General features: G+C 40.7%; 21 protein-coding genes, 6 tRNA genes and 1 pseudogene. 11 read left to right on the forward strand and 17 right to left on the reverse strand.

Annotated elements, in window-relative coordinates; genetic code table 11:
- The first annotated feature begins 279 nt into the window (after positions 1 to 279).
- A pseudogene (locus tag M1F25_RS06380) lies at positions 280 to 690 on the forward strand (GFA family protein).
- 76 nt (positions 691 to 766) lie between these two features.
- On the opposite strand, the gene M1F25_RS06385 reads toward M1F25_RS06380, so the two are convergent.
- The 4 genes from M1F25_RS06385 to M1F25_RS06400 all read right to left on the reverse strand — a co-directional run bounded on the left by M1F25_RS06385 (position 767) and on the right by M1F25_RS06400 (position 3920).
- A complete protein-coding gene (locus M1F25_RS06385) occupies positions 767 to 1492 on the reverse strand; it encodes an amino acid ABC transporter ATP-binding protein (protein WP_004257041.1) in 726 nt (241 codons plus the stop codon).
- Positions 1489 to 2166, reverse strand: coding sequence for a glutamate/aspartate ABC transporter permease GltK (gene gltK, locus M1F25_RS06390; RefSeq protein ID WP_036958176.1), 678 nt, complete (start codon positions 2164 to 2166; stop codon positions 1489 to 1491). The genes M1F25_RS06385 and gltK overlap by 4 nt, the downstream gene beginning before the upstream one ends.
- Before the next feature lie 4 nt (positions 2167 to 2170).
- Positions 2171 to 2911: an amino acid ABC transporter permease gene (locus M1F25_RS06395; RefSeq protein WP_004257036.1), complete on the reverse strand. Its 741-nt coding sequence runs from the start codon at positions 2909 to 2911 to the stop codon at positions 2171 to 2173.
- A gap of 115 nt (positions 2912 to 3026) precedes the next feature.
- Positions 3027 to 3920, reverse strand: a complete 894-nt coding sequence (locus tag M1F25_RS06400) for an amino acid ABC transporter substrate-binding protein (protein ID WP_181489478.1) — start codon at positions 3918 to 3920, stop codon at positions 3027 to 3029.
- Between the two features lie 580 nt (positions 3921 to 4500).
- Here M1F25_RS06400 and M1F25_RS06405 point away from each other — a divergent pair.
- The 5 genes from M1F25_RS06405 to M1F25_RS06425 all read left to right on the forward strand — a co-directional run bounded on the left by M1F25_RS06405 (position 4501) and on the right by M1F25_RS06425 (position 9301).
- Entirely contained in the window at positions 4501 to 4911 is a 411-nt protein-coding gene (locus tag M1F25_RS06405) for a metal resistance protein (RefSeq protein WP_096864958.1), read from the forward strand.
- A 48-nt stretch (positions 4912 to 4959) separates the two neighbouring features.
- A complete protein-coding gene (locus M1F25_RS06410; protein WP_181489479.1) occupies positions 4960 to 7032 on the forward strand; it encodes a protein-disulfide reductase DsbD family protein in 2073 nt (690 codons plus the stop codon).
- Positions 7029 to 7760, forward strand: coding sequence for a DsbA family protein (locus M1F25_RS06415; protein ID WP_181489480.1), 732 nt, complete (start codon positions 7029 to 7031; stop codon positions 7758 to 7760). Before M1F25_RS06410 ends, M1F25_RS06415 begins: the two co-directional genes overlap by 4 nt.
- A 402-nt stretch (positions 7761 to 8162) precedes the next feature.
- Positions 8163 to 8663, forward strand: a complete 501-nt coding sequence (locus M1F25_RS06420) for a redoxin domain-containing protein (RefSeq protein ID WP_181489481.1) — start codon at positions 8163 to 8165, stop codon at positions 8661 to 8663.
- A 110-nt stretch (positions 8664 to 8773) separates the two neighbouring features.
- Positions 8774 to 9301, forward strand: a complete 528-nt coding sequence (locus M1F25_RS06425; protein ID WP_181489482.1) for a protein K — start codon at positions 8774 to 8776, stop codon at positions 9299 to 9301.
- Positions 9302 to 9349: 48 nt separating this feature from the next.
- On the opposite strand, the gene M1F25_RS06430 is transcribed toward M1F25_RS06425, so the two are convergent.
- Positions 9350 to 10063 carry an NUDIX hydrolase gene (locus M1F25_RS06430; RefSeq protein ID WP_144140788.1) on the reverse strand — a complete coding sequence of 238 codons (714 nt, stop codon included), beginning with the start codon at positions 10061 to 10063 and terminating at the stop codon, positions 9350 to 9352.
- A 151-nt stretch (positions 10064 to 10214) separates the two neighbouring features.
- Between M1F25_RS06430 and M1F25_RS06435 the strand changes: the two genes are divergently transcribed.
- Positions 10215 to 11234, forward strand: a complete 1020-nt coding sequence (locus tag M1F25_RS06435) for an SPFH domain-containing protein (RefSeq protein WP_181489483.1) — start codon at positions 10215 to 10217, stop codon at positions 11232 to 11234.
- Positions 11234 to 12157: a sugar kinase gene (locus M1F25_RS06440; protein ID WP_094961808.1), complete on the forward strand. Its 924-nt coding sequence runs from the start codon at positions 11234 to 11236 to the stop codon at positions 12155 to 12157. Before M1F25_RS06435 ends, M1F25_RS06440 begins: the two co-directional genes overlap by 1 nt.
- Positions 12158 to 12204: 47 nt before the next feature.
- On the opposite strand, the gene lnt is transcribed toward M1F25_RS06440, so the two are convergent.
- The 5 genes from lnt to miaB form a co-directional block, all read right to left on the reverse strand.
- Positions 12205 to 13734: an apolipoprotein N-acyltransferase gene (gene lnt, locus M1F25_RS06445; protein WP_004256995.1), complete on the reverse strand. Its 1530-nt coding sequence runs from the start codon at positions 13732 to 13734 to the stop codon at positions 12205 to 12207.
- Positions 13734 to 14618: a CNNM family magnesium/cobalt transport protein CorC gene (corC, locus tag M1F25_RS06450; RefSeq protein ID WP_036958175.1), complete on the reverse strand. Its 885-nt coding sequence runs from the start codon at positions 14616 to 14618 to the stop codon at positions 13734 to 13736. Before corC ends, lnt begins: the two co-directional genes overlap by 1 nt.
- Before the next feature lie 615 nt (positions 14619 to 15233).
- On the reverse strand, positions 15234 to 15701 hold the full coding sequence (gene ybeY, locus M1F25_RS06455) for an rRNA maturation RNase YbeY (RefSeq protein ID WP_110591317.1): 468 nt from the start codon (positions 15699 to 15701) through the stop codon (positions 15234 to 15236).
- Positions 15702 to 16760, reverse strand: a complete 1059-nt coding sequence (locus M1F25_RS06460; protein ID WP_110592563.1) for a PhoH family protein — start codon at positions 16758 to 16760, stop codon at positions 15702 to 15704.
- A gap of 39 nt (positions 16761 to 16799) precedes the next feature.
- Positions 16800 to 18230, reverse strand: a complete 1431-nt coding sequence (gene miaB, locus M1F25_RS06465) for a tRNA (N6-isopentenyl adenosine(37)-C2)-methylthiotransferase MiaB (protein ID WP_096864953.1) — start codon at positions 18228 to 18230, stop codon at positions 16800 to 16802.
- Between the two features lie 479 nt (positions 18231 to 18709).
- Between miaB and ubiF the strand changes: the two genes are divergently transcribed.
- Positions 18710 to 19897 (forward strand): 3-demethoxyubiquinol 3-hydroxylase, encoded by a 1188-nt coding sequence (gene ubiF, locus M1F25_RS06470; protein ID WP_181489484.1) that lies wholly within the window; start codon positions 18710 to 18712, stop codon positions 19895 to 19897.
- 70 nt (positions 19898 to 19967) lie between these two features.
- On the opposite strand, the gene M1F25_RS06475 is transcribed toward ubiF, so the two are convergent.
- From M1F25_RS06475 to M1F25_RS06505, 7 genes are all read right to left on the reverse strand, one after another.
- Positions 19968 to 21323, reverse strand: coding sequence for a dicarboxylate/amino acid:cation symporter (locus M1F25_RS06475; protein WP_036957950.1), 1356 nt, complete (start codon positions 21321 to 21323; stop codon positions 19968 to 19970).
- 546 nt (positions 21324 to 21869) lie between these two features.
- Positions 21870 to 21944: transfer RNA gene (locus tag M1F25_RS06480), tRNA-Gln, on the reverse strand.
- 10 nt (positions 21945 to 21954) lie between these two features.
- Positions 21955 to 22031, reverse strand: a tRNA-Met gene (locus tag M1F25_RS06485).
- A 50-nt stretch (positions 22032 to 22081) separates the two neighbouring features.
- Positions 22082 to 22156, reverse strand: a tRNA-Gln gene (locus M1F25_RS06490).
- Between the two features lie 31 nt (positions 22157 to 22187).
- Positions 22188 to 22262, reverse strand: a tRNA-Gln gene (locus tag M1F25_RS06495).
- 31 nt (positions 22263 to 22293) lie between these two features.
- Positions 22294 to 22378 (reverse strand) — tRNA-Leu (locus tag M1F25_RS06500).
- A 7-nt stretch (positions 22379 to 22385) separates the two neighbouring features.
- Positions 22386 to 22462, reverse strand: a tRNA-Met gene (locus M1F25_RS06505).
- 545 nt (positions 22463 to 23007) lie between these two features.
- On the opposite strand from M1F25_RS06505, the gene M1F25_RS06510 reads away from it, so the two are divergent.
- Both M1F25_RS06510 and M1F25_RS06515 read left to right on the forward strand, forming a co-directional pair.
- Complete coding sequence (locus M1F25_RS06510) at positions 23008 to 23676, forward strand: hypothetical protein (RefSeq protein WP_181489485.1); 669 nt, start codon at positions 23008 to 23010, stop codon at positions 23674 to 23676.
- A gap of 115 nt (positions 23677 to 23791) precedes the next feature.
- A complete protein-coding gene (locus M1F25_RS06515) occupies positions 23792 to 24667 on the forward strand; it encodes an AbaSI family restriction endonuclease (protein WP_110591320.1) in 876 nt (291 codons plus the stop codon).
- Positions 24668 to 24759: the final 92 nt, after the last annotated feature.

Consider the following 24759-nt stretch of genomic DNA (forward strand, 5'->3'; position numbering starts at 1 on the left):
GTCAGAATTTTACATTCCAATGACCATCAAACTTAACCAAAAAACAGCAAGATTGGTAGTGTTTTACGCAAAAAAAAACGGAACTATCAAATATTTTATAGTGCCGTTTTTAATTGTGGACGGCATGTATCCAATGAACATCAATTGGGCTCTTATTTTTATTTGTGCCCTATTAAAAATGGAAAAAGGCACAAAATCATTAAACGAGTGAGTGGATCCTTGTTTTATAGTGACTGCTATTAATTTATCTGACAACAATTATACAATTGTGGAATTGTTATGGAAAAAAGAGCTCAATGCCACTGTGGTGCAGTGAAGTTTAAGGTTGTATCAACAGATGGACTCAATACAAAAAGACGCTGTGATTGCTCTTTTTGTCGAATGCGTGGAGCTATTGCAGTTTCAGCCCCTTTGTCAGGGATCACTATAATAGAAGGGGCTGATAAACTCACCGAGTATCGTTTCAATACCCAGAAAGCCGTTCACTTTTTTTGCTCTGTATGTGGCATTTATACTTTTCATCAGCGCCGTTCTAATCCTGAGTAATATGGTGTGAATGTTGCGTGTATTGAAGGTGTTTCTCCATTTGATTTTGCAGAGGTTAATGTTATGGATGGCGTAAATCACCCGAAAGACGGCGGGGGAGGTGTTATTGGGAAGATTATTTATAAAAAAGTAAATGAAAAATAGCGCAGTTAATGGTGAATGGTTTTAATCAAGATAGTGGCAGAAAACCTGATAGTTCTCTGCCACATAATAAATAAACTTAGTGCAGGATTTTTGCGAGAAAATCTTTTGCACGGTCAGATTGTGGGTTAGCAAAAAAGTCTTCTTTTTTACTGTCTTCAACTATCTTGCCTTCATCCATAAAAATAACACGATTAGCCACTTTCTTAGCGAAGCCCATTTCATGGGTAACCACCATCATAGTCATGCCTTCATTGGCTAATTCAACCATAACATCAAGTACTTCGTTGATCATTTCTGGGTCTAGCGCTGAAGTAGGTTCATCAAATAGCATAGCGATAGGGTCCATACACAGTGCTCGAGCGATAGCGACACGCTGTTGTTGCCCACCTGAAAGCTGAGCTGGAAATTTATTGGCATGGCTGGATAAACCTACGCGTTCCAATAATTTCAAACCTTTTGCTTCCGCTTCTTTTTTATCGCGGTTTAATACCTTAACTTGCGCTAATGTCAAATTTTCAATAATCGACAAATGAGGAAATAACTCGAAGTGTTGGAATACCATCCCAACTTTAGAGCGAAGTTTTGCAAGGTCAGTTTTTTTGTTATTAACTTGAATATCATTCACAAAAATCTCACCCTGTTGAATCGGCTCTAAACCATTCACTGTTTTTATTAATGTGGATTTACCAGAACCAGATGGCCCGCACACAACCACAACCTCACCTTTTTTAACTTCAGTTGTGCAGTCTGTAAGCACCTGAAATTGGCCATACCATTTGGATACATTTTTCAGGGTTATCATGAAACAGTCCTTTTCTTAAGATAATTCACTAACATAGAAGCGCCAAAACTGACAATAAAGTACACCAGACCCGCAAACAGTACCATCTCTACTTGTGTCCCATCACGCTCACCAATATTGGTGGCGGTACGGAAAAAGTCTGTCAAACTGAGCACATACACGAGGGATGAGTCTTGGAACAGCACAATCCCTTGAGTTAACAACAAAGGCACCATGGCTTTAAAGGCTTGCGGTAACACCACGAGCCGCATAGTTTGCATATTTGTCATTCCCAAAGCTAATGCCGCAGAGGCTTGTCCTCGTGAAATACTTTGAATACCAGCACGAATAATTTCAGAGTAATAGGCCGCTTCAAAAAGAGAGAAGGCTATCATTGCAGAAATTAAACGAATATCATTTTTTGGTGATAAGCCTAGAACATTTTGTAATAAGCTAGGTACGATTAAGTAAAACCACAGTAAAACCATAACCAACGGAATAGAACGGAATGTATTCACATACAGTGCCGCAAACCAGCTAATTGGTTTGAATGTGGATAACCGCATCACGGCCAGAACTGTTCCCCACAAAATTCCGACCACTATCGCGGTCAGTGTGATTTTTGCTGTGACAATAAAGCCATCGATTAAAAAGGGCATACTCGGAGCAATTGAGCTCCAGTCAAATTCATACATCATTTTACCGCCCTCCAAGAGTGCCAGGTAAGCGAACTTTGCGCTCTAATAACGTCATCAGAATCATGATAATGACGTTAATACCGACATAAGCTAACGTAATTGCGGTAAAGGATTCCCATGCGTGAGCAGAATAGTCCAATAGCTTTCCGGCTTGTGCTGCCATATCGACTAAGCCAATGGTTGACGCAATGGCTGAGTTTTTAACCAAGTTCAACATTTCTGAGGTCATTGGTGGCAAAATAACCCGATAGGCATTGGGTAATAGAACGTAGCGATAGGTTTGTGGCAAAGTCAGCCCCATTGCGAGTGCGGCACTTTTTTGCCCTCTAGGTAGTGACTGAATGGCTGCGCGCACTTGCTCAGTCATCCGCGCTGCGGTGAATAACCCAAGGCAAAGCATTGAGGAAATAAAGAATTGATAGTTAGGGTCTAAATCCATTTTAAACCAATCCCCGATTGAACGCGGGAGAAGTTCTGGAATAACTAAATACCAAGTAAAAAATTGTACAATAAGCGGCACGTTACGGAATAATTCTACGTATGCGGTGCCTAAAAAAGCTAAAAAACGGTTAGGTACGGTACGTAAAATACCGAAAAATGAGCCGACTAGAAATGCAATAATCCAAGCGCAAATAGAAAGTGTTACGGTGACTTCTAGGCCAGATATTAACCACCCTAAGTAGGTGGTATTCCCAAATGGGGCTTCCTGAAGGAAAATCCCCCAATTCCAGTTAATAGACATGATATTGACTTCCTGTGGGCAATGTAATTCCCGAATACTGTCGTAAAAGAGGATGCAAGGCGGGGAACGACCGCCTTGCAATTCTTACTTCAGTAATACCCTGTTTGTCTTTTTATTAGTTTAATGCTTTGTCATTTGGTTCTTTAAATAAGGCTTTCATTTCATCGGACAAAGTAAATTTCAGGTTCAGATTTTTTGGTGGAATAGGCTGATTGAACCAACGGTCAAAGGATTTCTCTGCGACACCCGAGGTCTGTGCATTCGCAATGGTTTCGTCGATAAGCACTTTAAATTGAGGGTCATCTTTACGCAACATACAACCATAAGCTTCTTCAGTTTGTGGTTTGCCAACGATTTCCCAGATATCCGGTTTTTTCGCTTTTGCTCGCTCACCCGCTAACAATGCATCATCCATCATAAAGGCGACAGCACGGCCTGATTCCAAGGTACGGAATGAGTCACCATGGTCTTTTGCGCTGATAATGCGCATTTTCATATTTTTTTCATCATTTAGCTGATTCAACAGAATTTCAGAAGTCGTACCTGAGGTCACGACAACATTTTTACCGGCTAAGTCAGCAAAGTCTTTTACACCGGAATCACCTTTGGTGAGTAAGCGTGTCCCGACCACAAAGATAGTGTTAGAGAAAGCCGCTTGTTTTTGTCTTTCAACGTTATTGGTTGTTGAACCACATTCAAAATCAAATGTGCCATTTTGCAGGAGTGGAATACGGTTTTGTGATGTAATGGGAATGAGTTTAACTTGCAGATCAGGCATGTTTAATTTTTTCTTCACTGCATCAACAATGGCATTTGAATAATCCTGTGAGTAACCAACCACTTTCTGGCTATTATCATAGTAAGAGAACGGTACGGATGATTCACGATGACCAACAACTATTACACCGTTGTCTTTGATTTTTTTCAGGGTACCGTTTAATTCTTCTGCTTGGACTGCGCAGGTTGCACCTAAAATCATCATCGATAATACAAGTTTACTTATACGCATAATTACAACTCCTTTAGAACATCGGTGTAAACCCGTTGTAATTTTAAGGGGTTATCACGAAATAACGCCTGAATTACTGTGGTTTTGTAGTGTTGTGTTTGCAAATATTTCGCAGATTTAGACAATACCGCGATTATCCGCTATATGTTTTATTGTTGTTAAAAAGTAATTAAATTTGTTAATTAATGAAAACGAATTGTTTCAATTTCGGGAGCTGTCTCGCATATTATTTGGGTAATTTTTGAATTACCGCACTAACATGGTGATTTGCCACTTAATATTGTCCTAAACTGATAGTCACGCACTGTTAAGGTGCAATCTATCTTCATTTCATGTCATATATTGGATAAAGCAATTTACGTGCCTAGTTTTGATGGAACTGCATTTTTGTTCATTGGGAAGAGAATAATATTTGTAAAGTTAGCTGATGACACTTGTACGGAATATTTTGCTGTGTAAGATGTAACCTCTATTTAACTTATAGACGGTGTAACGGTATTAATCAAAGACTGGTTTTTATCGTTATGGTTATCAAAGTCGCATAATTAGTATTATTTCAGGAAGTTATACCAAGGTGCGCATGAACAGGCATTTAAAATTAGGTAAAGGATTAGTGATATTCGCCTGTCTGATGGTATTGATTTGTATGAATCAACGCGCCGTCGGAGAGCGTCTGCTCGCCAATTTTTTTGTGCCCGACGTCTTAGCTCAAGTGCAAATTAATACTGGAGCTAACCTTTCCTATATCGAACAATCACAAGTAAAACAAGGTGATGGCAGTAGTACACATCTTTCTAGTTGTGAACTGAGCGCCAAGTCATTAATGACTTTGTTACCTGCTGTGCTTGAACCATTCTTCTTTATGTTCCTTACTTTGGCTGCGCTAACTTTATTTTGTACTAATCTATTTATATCTAGAGCAAATAATGAAGAGAAGCATGCCCCTCCAAGAGTCAGAAGACACTTACAATTTTGTAATCTTCGGAATTAACACACAACGAATAGGGATTCGTTTGTGTAATTTATTCTGGAGGAAACAATGCGTTTTTTAATTAATTCATTTTTTATATTTTTTGCACTATTTTCGAGCAGTTTATACGCTGCAGATACGGGGTGGTTGCAACCTGCGAATACGGGGTGGATGAATGACAACACTCCACGGCATGAGCAGGTCAGGTTATTAAGTTCAGCACAGGAAAATGGCAAAATTGAGGTTTTGCTTGATGTGAAACTTGATGAGGGATGGAAAACCTATTGGCGCTCGCCAGGCGAAGGCGGAGTAGCGCCTGAAATCGTATGGTCGTCACCTGTTGAATCAACGGATTGGCAATGGCCAACACCAGGGCGCTTTGATGTCGCGGGTGTTTCAACTCAAGGTTATATGGGCGATGTGATTTTCCCTATAACAGTAACAAGTAATGAGAAGTTGGACAAACTGGCAGGAACGTTAACATTATCAACATGTAGTAATGTTTGTATTTTAACCGATTACCCATTTGAGCTCGATTTAACAGAACCTGTTCCTGCTGACTTTACTTGGGCATTTAACCAAGCCAAAGGTGCAGTTCCACCATCAAGTGGTTTAGTTGAGCAAGCCAAAGTTGGTTTTGCTAATGATAAGCTAATCATTGAATTACAAAAAAATACAGGGAACTCGTGGGAACAACCGAACATTTTCACTGATGTGGTTGAAGGGGCGGCGTTAGGCGTACCTGTAATAGAAACATCAGGAGAACATTTAACAGCAACAATAGATGTTGGTGATGATTGGGGGGGCGAATCTCCTGATTTAACCGGAAAAACCATTTCTTTTGTGGTTTCTGATGGTGACATTTCCCAGCAAATTAGCCATCAAGTTAGCACATTTACTGGCGCAATAGCGTCAAAAGTGAGCGGTGCATCTTTATGGCAAGTGGTGTTATTTGCACTTTTAGGTGGTTTGATCCTTAATCTAATGCCATGCGTTCTTCCTGTGCTCGCCATGAAACTGGGCTCAGTCTTAATGGTTCCGCAAGGTGAGCAGAAAACCATTCGTCGCCAATTTTTACTGTCTTCTTCAGGGATTTTGGTTTCCTTCTGGTTACTCGCCTTACTGATGACCTTACTGCGGGTCGGTCAGCAAGCCGTTGGCTGGGGTATTCAGTTCCAAAACCCGTGGTTTATCGGCTTTATGGTGGTGGTAACGGCGTTATTTACTGCAAATTTATTTGGTTTATTCGAAATCAACCTTGGCAGTAAGGCTAATACACGCTTGGCGACCGCAGGTGGTCATGGCAATAGTGTTCATTTCTGGCAAGGAGTATTTGCGACATTACTGGCAACGCCTTGCTCTGCACCATTTTTGGGCACAGCAGTGGCCTTTGCACTGGCAGCGCCAATGGAAGAGTTGTGGTTGATCTTCACCGCATTAGGTGTCGGAATGAGTTTACCTTGGCTATTAATTGCCGCTTTTCCTGCCATTGCGAGGTTGTTACCAAAACCGGGTATGTGGATGCTCAAATTGCGTGCAATACTTGGAGTCATGATGCTAGTTTCCAGCTTATGGCTAATTAGCTTATTAATACCTCATTTTGGTGTGCCTACTTCGACGGCGATTGCTGTCATTTTCTTAGTGTTATTAGTGGTCTTTATCGCGATAAAACGTGGTGTAAGAGCAGCTATCTTGCCATTTATATTATTCGCTGTTTTTGCTGGTGGATTTGTTTGGATGACGCAAGAACAGCACTCTGGTAGCCGCTCTCTCGTTAAAGATACGGTGAATTGGCAACCGCTAACTGAACAGGCAATTAATGATGCGTTAGCGGATAATAAACGCGTATTTATTGATGTTACCGCGGAATGGTGCGTAACCTGTAAGGCAAATAAATACAATGTATTGCTAAGAGATGATATTCAACAGCTGCTTAGTGAACCTGATGTTGTTGCTTTACGGGGTGATTGGACCAAACCTTCACCTGAAATTACTGCATTTTTACAAAAACGTGGGCAGGTCGCTGTTCCATTTAATCAAATCTATGGCCCTAACTTGGCCGAAGGCGAAGTACTTTCAACGATACTTGATCGTGAATCGCTAATATCCGTTATGAATCAGGCCAAAGGAGCCACAAAATGAAAAAAACAATTTTAGCTGTTTTATTTTCGTCACTAATGATTGGTTCAGTAGCACAGGCGGCACCTTTGAGTGCAGACCAAGAAGCACAAGTGCGTAAATTAGTGCGTGATACTTTGGTTGAAAACCCAGAAATTCTTGAAGAAGCTATCGTTGCCCTGCAAGCCAAACAAGGGGAAAAACAACAAGCCCAAATGAAAGAAACGTTAAAATCGGAGCACGATGCTTTATTCAATGACCCAACCAGCCCGCGTATCGGTAAAAAAGATGCCAAGTTAGTTTTGGTTAACTTTACTGATTTTAACTGCCCATTCTGTAAGCGTTTCGACCCTCAACTGATGGATATTGTGAAAAAATATCCAAATGATGTGGCAGTGGTAATCAAATATTTACCATTTAAAGGCCAAACATCAATGGATTCAGCTCAGTTAACCATGACGTTGTGGCAAGAAGACCCGAAAGCATTTGAAGCTTTACACCATAAATTTATGCAAAAACAGGGTATGCTATCAGATGCAAATATCAAAGATGCTCTCAAAGCCACTGGCAATGATAAGCTAAAAGCGAGTGATAAGAGCCGCGATGGTATTCGTACCAATATGATATTGGCAGAAAAATTGGGTGTGAATGGTACCCCAGCAACATTGGTGGGTGATGAAATGATCCCTGGTGCTATTGATGCACAGCAGTTTGAGGAAATTGTTAAGGAGCAGCTCGCTAAGCTCAAATAATATCCTCGTCATACTTCGCGCTGTGGCGTTGTTGGCTTCGCTTACTAACCCTAGTCACATACTTATGTATGCTCCTAGGGCTTAGTTTCACTCGCCGCCTAGCCTCAACACGAATTATTTAGAGGATAGATTGTGCCTCGTCATACTTCGCGCTGCAGCGTTGTTGGCTGCTCTCGACTACGTGGGTCACATACTTGTGTATGCACCCCACGATAGTCTCGTTTGCCGCCTAGCCACAACGCGAATTATTTAGAGGATAAAGATTAAACAATCCAAACTCTAGAATTAGAGGATAGGAAAACAAATATTTAATTAAATGCTAAAGCATTCATTTTAAGTGGATGTTTTGGTTTCTTACATCTTTGATTTGTACTATTTGATAACAAATAGGTAAGTAACTATATGAATAAAATAAAAAAGTGGTCTAAAGAAATTATTGTTTTGGCAATTATTTTATTTATTGCCTTTACGGTGATGGATTTATGGCGCAAACCACAAACCCTTGCGCCCGTATTATTGGAGCAGCACACTCTAGTGAATGGTGAGAGCGTTTCATTAGCTGAGTTAAGTAAAGAAAAACCGATTCTAGTGTATTTTTGGGCAACTTGGTGTGGGGTATGTAATTTGACTTCGCCAACGGTATCAAAGTTAAGCCAATCAGGTATGCCAATTATTTCGATCGCGATACGTTCAGGTGAAACATCTCGCTTAATCAAGGGAATGGAAAACAAGGAATTAACGTTTCCTGTGATTAACGATACCAGCGGTCAGCTTTCCAATGCGGTTGGGGTCAGCGCAACTCCCACATTTATGGTAATTGATAACGGTGAATTAGTTAGCTTTACATCGGGTTGGACTAGCTCTTATGGCCTAAAAATGCGTATGTGGTTGGCATCCTTTTAACTTTCCACCATCCCCTTTGACCTAAAAAAGGGGACTTTTCTGCCTATAAGTTTAATTTATCATTATGGTAAACTCATTCGGCTATATAAATAATAAAATAGGTGAATGGGATGGCTATGTTTAAAAAAGTGGTTGGATTATTTTTAGGCGCGGTATTAATCACGGGATGCTCCCCTGATGTGGAAGAAAAAACGACAACGAAAGAACCATCAGGAACAATAGAAAATTCAAAAATAGAACAGCGTTATGATGAAATAAAAGCTAATTCAACAGAAGATAAAATCAATGCGTTTAATGCAAAAGGAGATGATGACCCAACGATGTTACGGGGCATTTTTCTGTCTGATATGGCTAAATCCTTACCTATGCTGATTGATGACATAACACTATTGACGGAAGTGACTGCTAAAAATGGCATGTTATTTTACCAATACACTATCAAAGGGATCCCTGACAATATATTGGAAGGTGATAGCTGGCAGCAAAATATGCGTGAGATTTTAAATCGCAACTATTGCGGTAAAAATGCAGGTATGGATATTTTGCATGAAATGTTTCCCGAAGGCATTACGCATAATTATCATAAGTCTAACAAACTCATTTTTACCTATATTGTTACCCCTGCAATTTGCCAATAGCATTCATTGGAATGCCTGATAATATTTGTTTATCAGGCATATCAATGATTAGAATTCTAAATTACGAATAAAACGGTAGTCCGCTGATTGTGGTTTTAAACGATACAAATTAGCGGGTCGGCCACGCTCGTGGCGTTTTTCTCCGGTATCAATTAACAAATCAGCTTGTTCGAGTCGGCGCCTAAACGATTTATTTTGTAAAGGCTTACCAATCAAAACTTCATGGACATGTTGTAGCTCTGCTAAGGTAAAAACGTCAGGTAATGCAAAACCTGGAACTATCGAATAGAGTGATTTTTGCTTTAGGCGCTCTCTCGCTTGTTGATAAAGTTTGAGGTGGTCGAATGCAAGAGTCAGTTGTTCAATTTCATCAATAGAAACCCATTTTACAGAATCCACGGTATCAATATGGGCTTCGCAGGCTTGGTAAGCAATTAGAGCTGTGTAGCAAACAGTGACAGACCAGCCGCGAGGGTCTCGTTGGTGGTTTCCTTCCGTACAAAGTTGCTCAACATAAGGAGGAATAACTCCTGTTTTTTCTTTTAGTTTACGTAAAACAGTCTCTTCTAAGGTTTGATCATTTTGCTCATTAATAAATCCTCCCGGTAAGCCCCATTTCCCTTTTTCAGGGAAACTTGCTCGCTCAACCAGTAATACTTTCAACGTGTTTTCATGGTAAGTAAATAAAACGGCGTCGACAGTGAGTAAAGGCGATAAATAATCTTTTCTGTCATAACTAGCAAGAAACTCTTTTTCATTCATATTGTTACCACTCAACGCTAAAGATGAAGTTTAGGGTTAAATCATACAGGTAAAAATAGTTATTGTCATTAAGACATTTAATGCTTGACTTGTTTGTGTCTATAGGACAATAATCAATTAAGGTCATAAAGACAATAATGAGGAATCCACTATGATTAACTTTAAATATTTCAAAGCAGACTCATCAACTTTTGTTATTCAATCGGTGAATGGGAAAGTGCGTAAGCAAGGTAAGGGGCTCAGTTTTTGGTATAACTCCGATAAAACTTCCATTGCGGCACTTCCATTAAATGCCCAAGAAGCCCCATTTATTTTTAATTTACAAACGTCTGATTTCCAAAGTTTACGTATACAGGGGCAAATTTCTTTTCAGGTAAAGCAGCCGGAAAAAACCGCGGACGTCTTAAATTTTAATTTATCTAAGGATGGGAAAAGCTATTCTTCTGAAGATCCCCTTAAATTAAGTGACCGAGTTGTGCGAGCAGCTCAAACAGTGATTCAAGCCAAAATACAAACTACTTCATTGCGAGATGCATTACTAATTAGCCAATCATTAGTGATTTTGGTGAACCAGCAATTAGCAGAGCAGGCGGTTATTGAGTCACTGGGAATTGAAATTTTGGATGTTTCTATTTCTGCCATCGCACCATTACCTGAAACGCTCAAAGCGTTAGAAGCACAAGCGAGAGAATCCATACTGAAAGAGGCTGATGATGCCATTTATGCAAGACGTAAGTTTTCTGTAGAACAAGAACGAACAATTAAAGAAGCTGAATTAGAAACAGATTTATCTGTTCAGGCCAAAGAACAACAAATTGAAGAGGCTCGTCTTGATAATGAGCGAAAAATATTGCGAGAGCGAGCCGAAATAGAGCAAGAAGAGTTAATTGCACAAGTAAATGCAGAGGCAAAACGTAATGAGCTGGTTGCGCTTAGTGTTGAAAACCAACGTATACAGTCTGATGCAGATGCTTATTCCATTGAGTCTAAAATGAAAGCTTATAGCCAATTACCCGTTGAAAACTTAAAAGCGTTAGCGTTGGCTAAAATGGGACCTGAGCAGTTGATGGCGATGGCATTCGAATCATTGGCACAAAATGCTGGAAAAATTGGTGAGCTCAATATATCGCCTGATTTATTTAGCCAGTTAATGAAAAAAGAAGGTAAATAATGCAAAGGAATAATGACGTGCGATTTGTATTAGTTATGCGTAAAACGCGTTTACAGGAATTGATTGAACGCTTTAACACCTGGCCTCAAGCCAAATTTTACTTGGAGCATAACCATGTTGAAGTGAGCGATTATTTAAATGAGCATGATTTATATCAGCGCCAATTAGTGCAAGCCGAATCGGTATTGAAATCATTGGGTAGATTTCAATTATTGGAACGAAAATTATTGCCTAGTTACCAATTTTCTAAACACGATATTGTTGTTGTTATTGGCCAAGATGGTTTAGTGGCGAATACCTTGAAATACTTAAATGGACAGCCAGTTATTGCTATTAATCCTGATCCTAAAAGGTGGGATGGCCAACTACTTCCTTTTGAAATAGGCCAATTGCAGGAAGTCGTGATAAATACCTTAAAAGGAAAAATAGAGCAAAAAATAGTGACTTTTGCACAAGCTACAACCAATGATGGGCAATCACTATTAGCGGTAAACGATTTATTCATTGGCCCGAAAAGCCACACTTCGGCACGCTATTTATTGAACTGGAATGGGGAACAAGAGTTTCAATCATCTTCTGGAATAATTATATCCACAGGACTTGGGTCAACGGGGTGGTTTCAATCTATTTTAGCGGGAGCACAGGCCATTATGGGAGTAAGTACTCACCCGTTGGCAAAAGGATTTGGTTGGGGGGAAAGTAAATTACAATTTAGTGTTAGGGAGCCGTTTTTAAGTAAAACGACAGGAACCAGATGGGTATTTGGCACGATTGAGCCGAGTAGCCCGTTAGCTGTTGAGTCATTAATGCCAGATAACGGCGTTATTTTTTCTGATGGCATTGAAGATGATTTCTTACAATTTAATTCAGGCTGTATTGTGACGGTGAAGATTGCGGACACACAGGGGTTATTGGTTGCTTAGCTAATTTCCCCACCTCATTTACAGGTACCGAGGTGGGGTCAACATCGTTACTTTTGACGTCTATTCATAGCAAAACCAAGAATACCAAACATAATGGCGATTCCCCACATTGGATGATTACTCCAACGTGCGTAAGGGGTTAGCCCTGTTGTCGGTGTGACTTCAGTGGCAAGAGTCGCTGTTTTAAATTGTGGTAGCATATCTTGTATTGAACCATCCGCACGGATCACCGCAGTTATTCCGTTATTAGTGGAACGTAATAATGGGCGTCCCAATTCTAACGAACGCATACGTGCCATTTGGAAATGCTGCCATGGGCCGATAGATTGGCCAAACCACGCATCATTTGAAACAGTAAGTAAGTAGTCGCTATCAGGTTTAAAATTATCTCTGACCTGTGTACCTAAGATAATTTCATAACAAATAGCGGCAGTGAGGTGAATATTCCCTACAGCGAGTTGGGCTTGTTGGTAATCACCACGGCTGAATCCAGACATCGGTAAGTTAAAAAACGGTGCAATAGGGCGCAGGATATCTTCTAATGGAACAAACTCCCCAAATGGCACTAAATGATGTTTGTTATAACGGTTTTTTGATGGGTAGAGATACGGGTTTTTATCCCCTAATACAATAATCGTATTAAAGAACTCATATTCCCCATCCATTGGCCTTGCATCAACGATCCCTGTGATTAATTGAGTGTTCGAAGCCGCTAACAGCCGGTCGAGGGATTTTAGCCATGCTTGGTTATCCAGTTCAACAGAAGGTACGGCAGATTCAGGCCAGATAATTAGCGATGCTTTACCAATATAAGGACGAGATAACTCCATATAGGTATCTTTGGTTTTCTGTAAAAAACTGGCTTCCCATTTCATTGATTGCGGGATATTACCTTGAACTAATGCCACCTGCATTTTGTTGTCTTCAAGCGGGGTAAACCACTGAATATTTTTGGCAACTAATGGGGCAAACAGTAAAACTACCGCTGTGGCTAATGCAATAAAGCTACGACGTAGGATAGCGAGCACTAACAAACCACTAATGCTAAATAATAGCAATGTGATCATTTCGACGCCGAATATTGGAGCGAGCGATTTCATGGGGCCATCAATTTGGCTGTAGCCAAATTGCAGCCATGGGAAACCAGTGAGAACCCAACCACGTAAAAACTCAGTGACTTGCCATAGGGCAGGAGCAAGAAATACTAAACGCCAAATATTGGCATGTGGGGCAAATTTAGCCATCAATGCCCCAAAAAGCCCTGTATAAAGGGAAAGGTATGCTGCCAAAAGAATGACAATAAAGACGTTAACAGGCCCTGGCATCCCCCCAAAATCCGCGATACTGACGTAAACCCAGTTAACGCCACTACCGAATAAGCCAAATCCCCAAGCGAAACCGATAGCAAAAGATTGCTTGGCTGTGCGCTGCAAGGTCAGTAATTGGAGAAAAAGGATAGAAAGAAGTGCGGCAGGCCAGATGTCAAAAGGCGAAAAAGCCAGCGTTCCACTGGCTCCGAAAATTAAAGCCAGCAGTAACCGCAACCGCTGACTTTGATAAATAGACGTTGAGTTCATTAAGTCTGTTCTTCTTCCAAAGTTGGAACTGGCGCGTCGTCTGGAATTTTCACGTGAAGCAGAAGGATCCGGCGACTATCTGCCATCGCAACTTTAAATTGATAGTTGTCAATTGTGATGGTTTCACCACGAGAAGGTAGATGACCGAAGGCTTGCATAACGAGGCCACCGACCGTATCAACCTCTTCGTCACTAAAATGAGTCCCAAAGGCTTCATTGAAATCTTCAATCTGCGTAAGGGCGCGCACAGAATAAGAATGGCGGCTAAGTTGACGAATATCAACATCGTCTTGGTCGTCGTATTCGTCTTCAATTTCGCCCACGATGAGCTCTAAAATATCTTCAATAGTCACTAGACCAGAAACACCACCAAACTCATCGATAACGATAGCCATATGGTAGCGTTGAGAGCGGAATTCTTTGAGTAGTCTGTCTACTCGCTTACTTTCAGGGACAACAACCGCTTGGCGTAATACCTTATCGATACTAAAAGGCTCAGCGTCAGTACGCATAAATGGCAGTAAATCTTTTGCCATTAATAACCCTTCGATATGGTCTTTATCTTCACTAATAACAGGGAAGCGTGAGTGAGCAGAGTCAATAATGACATCAAGGCACTCATCAAGCGTTTGGTTACGTTTTAAGGTAACAATTTGGGAACGCGGGATCATAATGTCGCGCACACGCTGATCCGCAATATCCATTACCCCTTCAAGCATTTCGCGGGTGTCAGGATCGATCAAATCGTTCTGTTCAGAGTCGCGGATTAATTCGACCAAATCATCACGATTTTTAGGTTCACCATGGAATAGGTGATTTAACAGTGCAAAGAACCCTTTCTTAGGACCAGGGTTATCGCTACTCGAAGAGTTATCGTCGCTCATGGAGGTTAATTTTTTTTTCCTCAAAAAATACTCGTCATACTTCGAACCGCAGCGTTGTTGGCTGCACTCGGCTACTCGAATCACATACTTATGTATGCTCATCGAGATATCCTCACTGGCCGCCTAGCTGCAATTCGAATTATTTAGAGTATTTACTCGTCGTATCTCGAACCGCAGCGTTGTTGGCTGCACTCGGCTACTCGAATCACATACTTATGTATGCTCATCGAGATATCCTCACTGGCCGCCTAGCTGCAATTCGAATTATTTAGAGTATTTACTCGTCGTATCTCGAACCGCAGCGTTGTTGGCTGCACTCGGCTACTCGAATCACATACTAATGTATGCTCATCGAGATATCCTCGCTGGCCGCCTAGCTGCAATTCGAATTATTTAGAGTATTCACTCGTCGTATCTCGAACCGCAGCGTTGTTGGCCGCACTTGGTACCAAAAGTAGCCCAAGTCAAAGTATTTGGAGCTTAGGTTAGTTAATAAAAACAGTTTACTACATTCTTTTTTAGCACAAAATTGACGGTTTATCTGCAAAATAACCGTCAATTTTTTGTAAAGTAATGCTTTCTTTGAGAAAGATATCTCAAAAAATTATAGTTAGGTCACTCTTTTTCTGCAAGATATGGGTCTTCATAGCCCAACTCAGCTAGAATTTCAGTTTCTAAACCTTCCATTTCTTCCGCTTCATCATCTTCAATATGATCATAGCCTAAAAGATGAAGGCAACCATGAACGACCATATGAGCCCAGTGCTCTTCTGCCGTTTTTTGTTGGTCAATAGCTTCTTGCTCAACGACTTGGCGGCAAATAATTAAATCACCAAGCAAAGGCAGTTCAATTTCTGGTGGAGCCTCAAAGGGGAATGACAACACGTTAGTCGGTTTGTCTTTGCCACGATAGGTTAAATTTAAGTGATGGCTTTCCTGCTCATCAACTACCCGAATAGTGACTTCACTTAGTGCTTGAAATTTCGGTAAAACAGCGGCTAGCCAACGCTGAAACTCGGCTTCCGAAGGCAAGCCATCAGGGTTTTCACACGCAATTTGTAAATCGAGAATAATGTCACTCATTTATAGATTTTCCTGCTTTTCAAATTGCTTTTGTTGTTCTTTTTCTTTTTCTTCACGTAACTGCTGGCGACGTTTATTGTCTTGTTCTTCCCAAGCCTCATAAGCCATGACAACTTTTGCAACGACTGGATGGCGAACTACGTCTTCACTGTGGAAGAAATTGAAGCTTAAATCATCGACTTCGGAAAGCACTTCAATGGCATGACGTAACCCTGATTTACTACCACGAGGTAAGTCAACCTGAGTAATATCACCCGTCACAACCGCTTTGGAATTAAAACCAATACGTGTTAAAAACATCTTCATCTGTTCGATGGTGGTGTTTTGGCTCTCATCTAAAATAATAAAAGCATCATTCAAGGTACGGCCACGCATATAGGCCAGCGGTGCGACTTCGATAACATTACGCTCAATCAGCTTTTCAACTTTTTCAAAGCCTAACATTTCGAATAGCGCATCATAAAGTGGGCGTAGATAAGGGTCGACTTTTTGGCTGAGATCCCCAGGTAAAAAACCAAGTTTCTCACCTGCTTCAACCGCAGGACGGGTTAGCAAAATACGGCGAACCTCTTGGCGCTCTAACGCATCTACCGCCGCGGCTACCGCTAAATAGGTTTTCCCAGTTCCTGCAGGGCCAATGCCAAATGTAATATCATGGTCTAAAATATTGGCGATATATTGCGCTTGATTTGGAGTACGTGGTTTGATCACACCACGTTTAGTCTTGATATTCACCGCTTTACCGTAGTCAGGAACGCTATCGGCAGATTGCTCTAAAACACGGCTATCCAGAATGGCTAAGTGAATATTTTCAGGGTCGATATCAGGAATAACACCGCGCACAGGCGCGGTATCGACATACAGTTGACGCAAAATTTTGCTCGCCGCTTGAACATTCAGCGGCTTACCCGATAACTTAAAACGGTTATCGCGGCGATTAATTTCGATAGCAAGGCGGCGTTCTAGCTGCTTGATATTATCGTCAAATGGCCCGCAGAGGCTCATTAAACGCTGGTTATCTGCGGGTTCTAGAAAGATTTCTTGTGTTGCGATTTGCAAATTTTTTGTCTCGGTCACTGAATATCCTATGGTTGTGGCTTAGGGTTGAAAGCTGCCAACACCTAGCTCATCTTCTTTACGAGTACGTGCAATAACAGACTCTGGTGATTCATGAACGCGAAGACCCATTTGATCTTCTGTACGAATGACTTTACCGCGCAATGAGTTGGTATAAACATCCACAATTTCGACATCCACAAATTTACCGATCATATCCGGTGTGCCTTCAAAGTTCACAACACGGTTATTTTCAGTACGTCCAGACAGCTCCATGACGTTTTTACGCGATGTTCCTTCAACTAAGATACGTTGAACGGTTCCCACCATTTGGCGGCTGAAGCTTAATGCCTGCTGATTAATACGCTGTTGCAGTAAGTATAGACGCTGTTTTTTCTCATCTTCGGTTACATCATCAGGTAAATCCGCAGCTGGGGTGCCTGGACGCGCGGAATAGACAAAGCTGTAGCTCATATCAAAGTTCACGTCTGCAATCAGTTTCATGGTTTTTTCGAAGTCTTCGGTTGTTTCACCAGGGAAGCCCACGATAAAGTCTGAACTGATTAGAATACCAGGGCGTGCTTCACGCAGTTTGCGAATAATGGCTTTATATTCAAGTGCGGTATGAGCGCGTTTCATCATTGTTAGAACGCGGTCTGAGCCACTTTGCACGGGTAGATGCAAGAAACTGACTAATTCAGGGGTATCGCGGTAAACTTCGATGATATCGTCAGTAAATTCAATTGGGTGGCTAGTGGTAAAGCGGACACGGTCGATGCCATCAATAGCCGCGACTAAACGCAGTAATTCTGCAAATGAGCAAATTTCACCATCAAAGGTTTCACCACGGTACGCATTCACGTTTTGACCCAGTAGGTTAACTTCACGTACACCTTGTGCGGCTAACTGTGCGATTTCAAAAAGAATATCATCACAAGGGCGGCTAACCTCTTCACCACGGGTATAAGGCACTACGCAGAAAGTGCAATACTTGTTACAGCCTTCCATAATGGAAACGAATGCGGTCGGGCCTTCAGCGCGAGGTTCTGGTAAGCGGTCAAATTTTTCAATTTCAGGGAAACTGATATCGATAACAGGGCTACGCGTACCTTGAACTTGATTAATCATTTCAGGCAAACGGTGCAAAGTTTGCGGGCCGAAAACGATGTCAACGCTTGGCGCACGTTGGCGAATAAAATCCCCTTCTTGCGAAGCAACACAGCCGCCTACACCAATGATGATGTCAGGGTTTTTATCTTTAAAAAACTTCCAACGACCAAGCTGATGGAAGACTTTTTCTTGTGCTTTTTCACGAATGGAACAGGTATTAAGCAGTAATAAGTCTGCTTCTTCTGCAACTTCAGTGAGTTGATAACCATGGGTATTTTCTAATAAAGAAACCATTTTGGATGAGTCATACTCATTCATTTGGCAACCCCAAGTTTTAATATATAGCTTTTTATTCGTCGACATGTCGTATATCCGGTGTTTTCGAAGCGGCTAGTGTAATGGACTCCGAAACGCGTTGTAAATCCAAAGTCCTACCCTTTATATTTTTGGGAACTCGCATGCATTTTGATTAAGGACATCATTGTATGATGGGATAAATGCAAAGATATTTAAAATAATATCACTACACGAAATCTAAGGGCAGGCAATTTGCCTATTGTTTTAAAATTAGCACGTATTGTATTCATTTGCGGCATCAGTGACCAGAGGATGTTGCAAAATTGTGGTTGTTTTTTGTGCAAATCAAAGTGTTTTCAGCAAAATATACTATTTGTAAGGTTATTAAGGTGGAGGAATGAATGACCTCTAAGACTTCAATGCCTATATTTCCTGTGAGAACCCTCATTTTTCGGTACAATACCTTTATCAACGTGGTCACTGTTATCAAACAATAACCTTTATTAAACAGTAACCTTTATTAAACAGTAAATAGTAGCGAACGTATGAATAAATTAATCGAATCTTATGATGTTGTCGTCGTTGGCGCGGGTATGACTGGCGCGGCAGCAGCATTGGGCTTTGCTCAAGAAGGCATGAGAGTTGCTTTGCTTGAAAAAGCACAACCTGTGGCCTTTGACCCACAAAGTGCCCCTGATGTTCGTATTTCTGCTATTAGCCGCGCTTCTGTTGAATTGTTGGAGCAATTAGGGGCTTGGCAACATGTTAAGGCAATGCGAAGTGCCCCATATCGCCAGTTAGAAACATGGGAAGAACCAGATAGCAATGTGATTTTTGATGCTAAAAGCCTTGGGCTACCTGAACTTGGGTTTATGGTAGAAAACAGAGTACTACAGCTTGCGTTATGGCAAGAATGTGAAAAATACAGCAATCTAGACCTTGTTTGCCCGGCGAAACTCATCAATTTATACCAACCTAAGCAGCAAAAAGAATGGATGTTAGCATTAGATGATGGCCGTACTTTACAAGCTAAGCTTGTGGTCGGAGCCGATGGCGCTAATTCGCAAGTCCGTAAAATGGCAGGAATTGGTAGCCGCGGCTGGCAGTATCGCCAGTCATGTATGTTGATTAGCATTCAAACACAGCAACCTCAGCAAGATAAAACATGGCAGCAGTTTTTCCCATCAGGGCCAAGGGCATTTTTACCTCTGTATGATAATTGGGCCTCATTAGTCTGGTATGACAGTCCCGCAAAGATTAGGCGTCTACAAGGTATGTCAATGGAACAATTGACGGGAGCAATATCCGAAGCCTTTCCTGAACGTTTAGGGCCTGTTATCGCAATTGCGTCAGGGGCATTTCCACTGACTCGTCATCATGCAAGCCGCTATGTGATGGATGGGTTAGCATTGATTGGCGATGCAGCTCATACTATCAACCCATTAGCGGGGCAGGGTGTGAATTTAGGCTACCGAGATGTTGATGCTCTGTTGAAAGAAGTGATTTACGCGCGTGAATATATACAACCTTGGAATTCTCTTGGTGTATTGAAACGTTACCAACGACGTCGTTTGCCTGATAATTTAATTATGCAAGCTGGGATGGATGTTTTTTACATGGCATTTAGTGAAAACTTACCAGGATTAAAAATATTTAGGAATCTTGGGTTGATGGCGGCACAGCGTGCTGGAGAAGCGAAAAAGCTGGCGTTGAAGTATGCGTTAGGTTTATAGAAATTATCTTGAATATAATAAATAGGCCGCTAATTAGCGGCCTATTTATTATTAAGTGAAGAAGTTAGTGCTATTTATTATTAGCTAAATCAACCGGTTGAATATTACTTGTGTCTGTATTGATGCTGTCATCTTCAGTAATCACAGAATCCAATGTTTCATTTTTTGCTGAAAACGCATGAGCCAGTTTTTCGGTATCCAGTTCTTTTTCCCAACGTGCAACAACGATACACGCACACGCGTTACCCACTAAGTTAGTTAAAGCACGGCACTCAGACATAAAGCGGTCAATACCAAGGATTAAGGCCATACCTGCAACAGGAATGCTTGGAACAACCATTAAGGTTGCCGCTAATGTAATGAAACCCGCACCAGTAACGCCAGCAGCACCTTTAGAGCTAATCATTGCAACGAGCAACAGCGAAATTTGCTCCCAAATCGTCAATTCAATATTGGTAGCTTGAGCAATGAATAATGCAGCCATGGTCATATAAATATTCGTACCATCAAGATTGAATGAATAACCTGTTGGGATAACTAACCCGACAACTGATTTTTCACACCCTGCATGCTCCATTTTGCGCATTAAGCTTGGCAGTGCGGCTTCGGAAGAAGAGGTACCTAAAACTAACCAGAGCTCATCTTTGATATATTTAATTAGCGCAATGATGGAGAAGCCGTTGTATTTAGCAACTGCTCCTAACACTAACAACACAAATAGAACGGATGTAATGTAGAAAGTCATTATCAGCATCATTAAGTTGCCAATAGATGAAATCCCATACTTACCAATGGTAAAGGCCATTGCCCCAAATGCCCCAATAGGCGCGAGTTTCATGAGCATCGCAACCATTTTGAACACAGGTTCAGAAAAGTTTTGCAGTAACTTAACGATAGGCTCGCCGTGTTTACCCGTTGCAGCTAGCGCTAACCCAAAAATAACCGCAATAAATAGAACTTGCAGAATATTTCCATTTACTAATGGACTAATGACGGTATCGGGGATGATATTCATCAAAAAGCCAACAATTGAAGACTCGTGGGCTTTTTCAACGTAAGTAGCAACTTTAGTGCTGTCTAAGGTTGCAGGGTCAATATTCAGGCCAGAGCCTGGGCGAATGATATTGGCAATAATAAGACCAATAATTAATGCAATGGTTGAAAAAGTGATGAAGTACAACATCGCTTTACCTGCGACACTACCCACTGCCTTCATGTTTGACATGCCTGAAATACCAGTGACAACTGTTAAGAAGATAACTGGCGCGATAATCATTTTAACGATTTTGATGAATGCATCACCAAGCGGTTTTAATGACTCTCCAATGTCGGGAAAAAAGTGGCCAAGTGCTATACCCAGAACGATGGCTACGATCACCTGAACATATAAGATCTTATATATGGGTTGCTTTATCATGTTTCGCATAAATTTTCTCTGTAAAAATGTTGCGTTTGGCAATTTATAATTATTAGGTTTAAAACTTTTATTAGAGTTTCTGAGAACTAATTTAGTTGGAATGGAAGAAGGGACTGAGTTTATTAGTACCAGAGGTTGATAATAATTTAACTGGTAATAATCATACCTAACTACAATTCGAGCGCAGATTACCACTTTCGATGGTTATATAGAAATGATTGAAGTCACACATTTGATAGAAAAGTTATGCAAACGTAAATTTTATGAGGTAAATGTTGCTTTAACATCACTTTAAACGATTAAGCTATTGGTTAATCGGTAATATTAGGATTAAATAAATAAGCAAATGACCAAAAAGTAATCATTTAAACTAAAAATAGGGATGTAAATATAGAAAACAGTAGAGAGGGATACTTTACTGCTTAAAAAATGGAGTTATCTGCTAATTTGTTATTTTTTATTTAATTTATCAATAAAATCGATAAGTAAAATTAAGACTGCCTAAGCATAGTAAGATAGAGCAGGGAGTTAATTTAAGCGATGTTGAAAAGAGAATGGCTGGGGTACCAGGATTCGAACCTGGGAATGCCAGGATCAAAACCTGGTGCCTTACCGCTTGGCGATACCCCAACAAAAGAAATGGTAGCTACGACGGGATTCGAACCTGTGACCCCAACATTATGAGTGTTGTGCTCTAACCAACTGAGCTACATAGCCATATATGATTTCTTTAAAATGAATTGTGCAACTATAGGTAGGATAGTAGATGGCTGGGGTACCAGGATTCGAACCTGGGAATGCCAGGATCAAAACCTGGTGCCTTACCGCTTGGCGATACCCCATCCGGGAATTCTACTATTGATTGTTTTAAGATGGCTGGGGTACCAGGATTCGAACCTGGGAATGCCAGGATCAAAACCTGGTGCCTTACCGCTTGGCGATACCCCAATCTTAAATTCAATGCTACCGAGAAGGAAAATGGTGCGGGAGACAAGACTTGAACTTGCACACCTTGCGGCGCCAGAACCTAAATCTGGTGCGTCTACCAATTTCGCCACTCCCGCAAAATAATGGTGGCTATGACGGGATTCGAACCTGTGACCCCAACATTATGAGTGTTGTGCTCTAACCAGCTGAGCTACATAGCCATCTTTTTTTGCATTACCTTCGTCGGCGTTGCGGGGCGCATTATGCTAATTACAGACACGACAGTCAACAGCTTTTTGCACTATTTTTCAGAAAATGTGTCTGTTTGTTTGATGAATAATCATTTTGTCGATAAAGCCAGCAAAAAACAAGCCCATATTTGAAAAAAATCACTTTTGTCTTACCTGCTAGATAAATGTAATTTGGTGATGAAGCGAAATAAAACATCGAAAGAGCTCAAGAATTTGCAAGAGGAGTAAGATTAGGGGATAACAAAAACAACGGAACAACGGAACAACGGAACAACGGAACAACGGAACAACGGAACAACGGAACAACGGAACAATGGGTTTGACTTATGCTTCTTGTATTGTCGCAATGTGAAAGGTGATAACAAGATGATTTCTGAAGTTACGTTAGGTTGTTCATTGTCGATCTTTACTAATACCCATCATTCTTGATTTTGATTTATATTCTCTGTCTAATCTAAATTAGAATAAATATTGGTGAGTTATGGTTTGTCAAGTCAAATTGTCAAGAGGTGAAAGTGCTAAAATGTAAATATATAATACTTTTTATAATGGGGGCTTTTATTTTATCGGGGTGTTCTACCAAAAAAAATGAGTTGTGTCTTTTTGGCATGCATTCATACACTGAATCATACAGTGATTATGCCAATCCCGTTTATTTAGATACAAGTGGTAAAGAATTATCTTGGAAAGCTAAAACGGAAATCTTAAAGCAAGCGGAGCGGTATGCTGAAGATTCCATTAATGAAGATTATGTTCTTGCTGAAAGTTTATGCCCTAAACTCAATACTGGCGATGTTATTTTTGAAAAAATCCATGTTGATGTTGATACTCAAGGGAAGGCTAATAACGTTTTAACTGTTCCATTTGATTATACTGGTTCACAAGCTGCGGCCGTTCAATTATATAACGATAAAAAGAAATCATATTCATCAAGGATAAGCGGTAAGCTAGGTGATAAAGGTAAAGCTAATATGGTTGTTCGTGGACCCTGTTTCAATAATATATGCACGGAAAGCGAACTTATGGATTTTTGCAAAACTAAGCAACGCACTGCATTGACCGATAAAAAAGCTATCGATTATTTGAAGACCTATTACATACGTGAGCATCAAGTAAAAATTACGTATCCCAGTAAAAACAAAAAAGTATATGAATGTGAAAGACCTAATTTTCTCCGCTGGTAGTAGAAATTTAGTTTTTTCAGCTTGCAACAGAGTAATTTAAGTATTAAACATTATTCTGATTTATTTTTTAAAATATCATTAACTAATTGTTATTAAAAAAATTGTTTGTATTTTTATGAGCAGAACAGACTACATACTCCGTGCATTATCAAAAATATCTCACAAGAACTGGGAACACTACATCATCAACCGAATTTTTCACAAGTTGGATGACCCTGAACTTGAGTTCGTTTGCCAGCAGTGCATTCGTAAGGAAGGGCATTCTGGCAAGATTTACCTTGCAGACCTGTTTTTTCCACAGCTTAAACTGTACCTTGAGATAGATGAGGCGCACCATGACAGCGATGAAGCCAAAATAGCTGACGCTGTTCGCCGATTAGATATCATGGAAGCTACGGGGTTTATAGAGAAACGTATTCCTGCCAATAATGTAACTCTGGAGGAGGTTAATCACCTAGCTGACGAATTCGTCGTTCTTGTCAGGGAGAGAAAAGACCAGTTGAAATCACAAGGCTTGTTTCATCCCTGGGATTATGATGACCGTTATACCGCTAAAAAACATATTAACGCAGGTTTTATTGAGGTGGGTCCTTACGCTGTTTTTCGATATCACAGGGATGCTTTACAGTGCTTTGGTTACGGAGATAAAGGTCACCATCAATCAGGAGGCTGGCGTTTACCCAGAGCAGTTGTCGAGGCGATAGGACTGGCTGGGGATGTAATGGTTTGGTTCCCGCGTTTATATAAGGCGGGGGAGTGGGACAATGCACTTTCCTTTGATGGCAATCTGATAAGCGAAAAAAGCCTTAATCCTGAGCGTAACTATAAGGAAACATGGCATTACCGTATCGTAATGGCTCATTCTCGTGATGAACTGAATCGAACGCTGTATCGATTTCTTGGCATTTTCACTCAAGATGAGAAACTTTCAACCGAAGGGGTTAATGTTTTCAAACGGGTAGATACTCGCGTGAAGGTTTATTCATCATAAGATAAAAATAGTACTGTATTTTGTAGCCTATTTTGCTTCATCACAGGTTCACCTAATCTTAAAATGATGTCACATATAGGTAGACATGCTAG

Source organism: Providencia sp. PROV109 (genome assembly GCF_033681625.1).
GTDB lineage: Bacteria > Pseudomonadota > Gammaproteobacteria > Enterobacterales > Enterobacteriaceae > Providencia > Providencia hangzhouensis.

Excerpts from the sequence above, each read along its gene's own strand:
- M1F25_RS06385 (WP_004257041.1), bottom strand. The coding sequence starts at position 1,492 with ATGATAACCCTGAAAAATGTATCCAAATGGTATGGCCAATTTCAGGTG.
- gltK (WP_036958176.1), bottom strand. The coding sequence starts at position 2,166 with ATGTATGAATTTGACTGGAGCTCAATTGCTCCGAGTATGCCCTTTTTA.
- M1F25_RS06395 (WP_004257036.1), bottom strand. The coding sequence starts at position 2,911 with ATGTCTATTAACTGGAATTGGGGGATTTTCCTTCAGGAAGCCCCATTT.
- M1F25_RS06400 (WP_181489478.1), bottom strand. The coding sequence starts at position 3,920 with ATGCGTATAAGTAAACTTGTATTATCGATGATGATTTTAGGTGCAACC.
- M1F25_RS06405 (WP_096864958.1), top strand. The coding sequence starts at position 4,501 with ATGAACAGGCATTTAAAATTAGGTAAAGGATTAGTGATATTCGCCTGT.
- M1F25_RS06410 (WP_181489479.1), top strand. The coding sequence starts at position 4,960 with ATGCGTTTTTTAATTAATTCATTTTTTATATTTTTTGCACTATTTTCG.
- M1F25_RS06415 (WP_181489480.1), top strand. The coding sequence starts at position 7,029 with ATGAAAAAAACAATTTTAGCTGTTTTATTTTCGTCACTAATGATTGGT.
- M1F25_RS06420 (WP_181489481.1), top strand. The coding sequence starts at position 8,163 with ATGAATAAAATAAAAAAGTGGTCTAAAGAAATTATTGTTTTGGCAATT.
- M1F25_RS06425 (WP_181489482.1), top strand. The coding sequence starts at position 8,774 with ATGGCTATGTTTAAAAAAGTGGTTGGATTATTTTTAGGCGCGGTATTA.
- M1F25_RS06430 (WP_144140788.1), bottom strand. The coding sequence starts at position 10,063 with ATGAATGAAAAAGAGTTTCTTGCTAGTTATGACAGAAAAGATTATTTA.
- M1F25_RS06435 (WP_181489483.1), top strand. The coding sequence starts at position 10,215 with ATGATTAACTTTAAATATTTCAAAGCAGACTCATCAACTTTTGTTATT.
- M1F25_RS06440 (WP_094961808.1), top strand. The coding sequence starts at position 11,234 with ATGCAAAGGAATAATGACGTGCGATTTGTATTAGTTATGCGTAAAACG.
- lnt (WP_004256995.1), bottom strand. The coding sequence starts at position 13,734 with ATGAACTCAACGTCTATTTATCAAAGTCAGCGGTTGCGGTTACTGCTG.
- corC (WP_036958175.1), bottom strand. The coding sequence starts at position 14,618 with ATGAGCGACGATAACTCTTCGAGTAGCGATAACCCTGGTCCTAAGAAA.
- ybeY (WP_110591317.1), bottom strand. The coding sequence starts at position 15,701 with ATGAGTGACATTATTCTCGATTTACAAATTGCGTGTGAAAACCCTGAT.
- miaB (WP_096864953.1), bottom strand. The coding sequence starts at position 18,230 with ATGTCGACGAATAAAAAGCTATATATTAAAACTTGGGGTTGCCAAATG.
- ubiF (WP_181489484.1), top strand. The coding sequence starts at position 18,710 with ATGAATAAATTAATCGAATCTTATGATGTTGTCGTCGTTGGCGCGGGT.
- M1F25_RS06475 (WP_036957950.1), bottom strand. The coding sequence starts at position 21,323 with ATGCGAAACATGATAAAGCAACCCATATATAAGATCTTATATGTTCAG.
- M1F25_RS06515 (WP_110591320.1), top strand. The coding sequence starts at position 23,792 with ATGAGCAGAACAGACTACATACTCCGTGCATTATCAAAAATATCTCAC.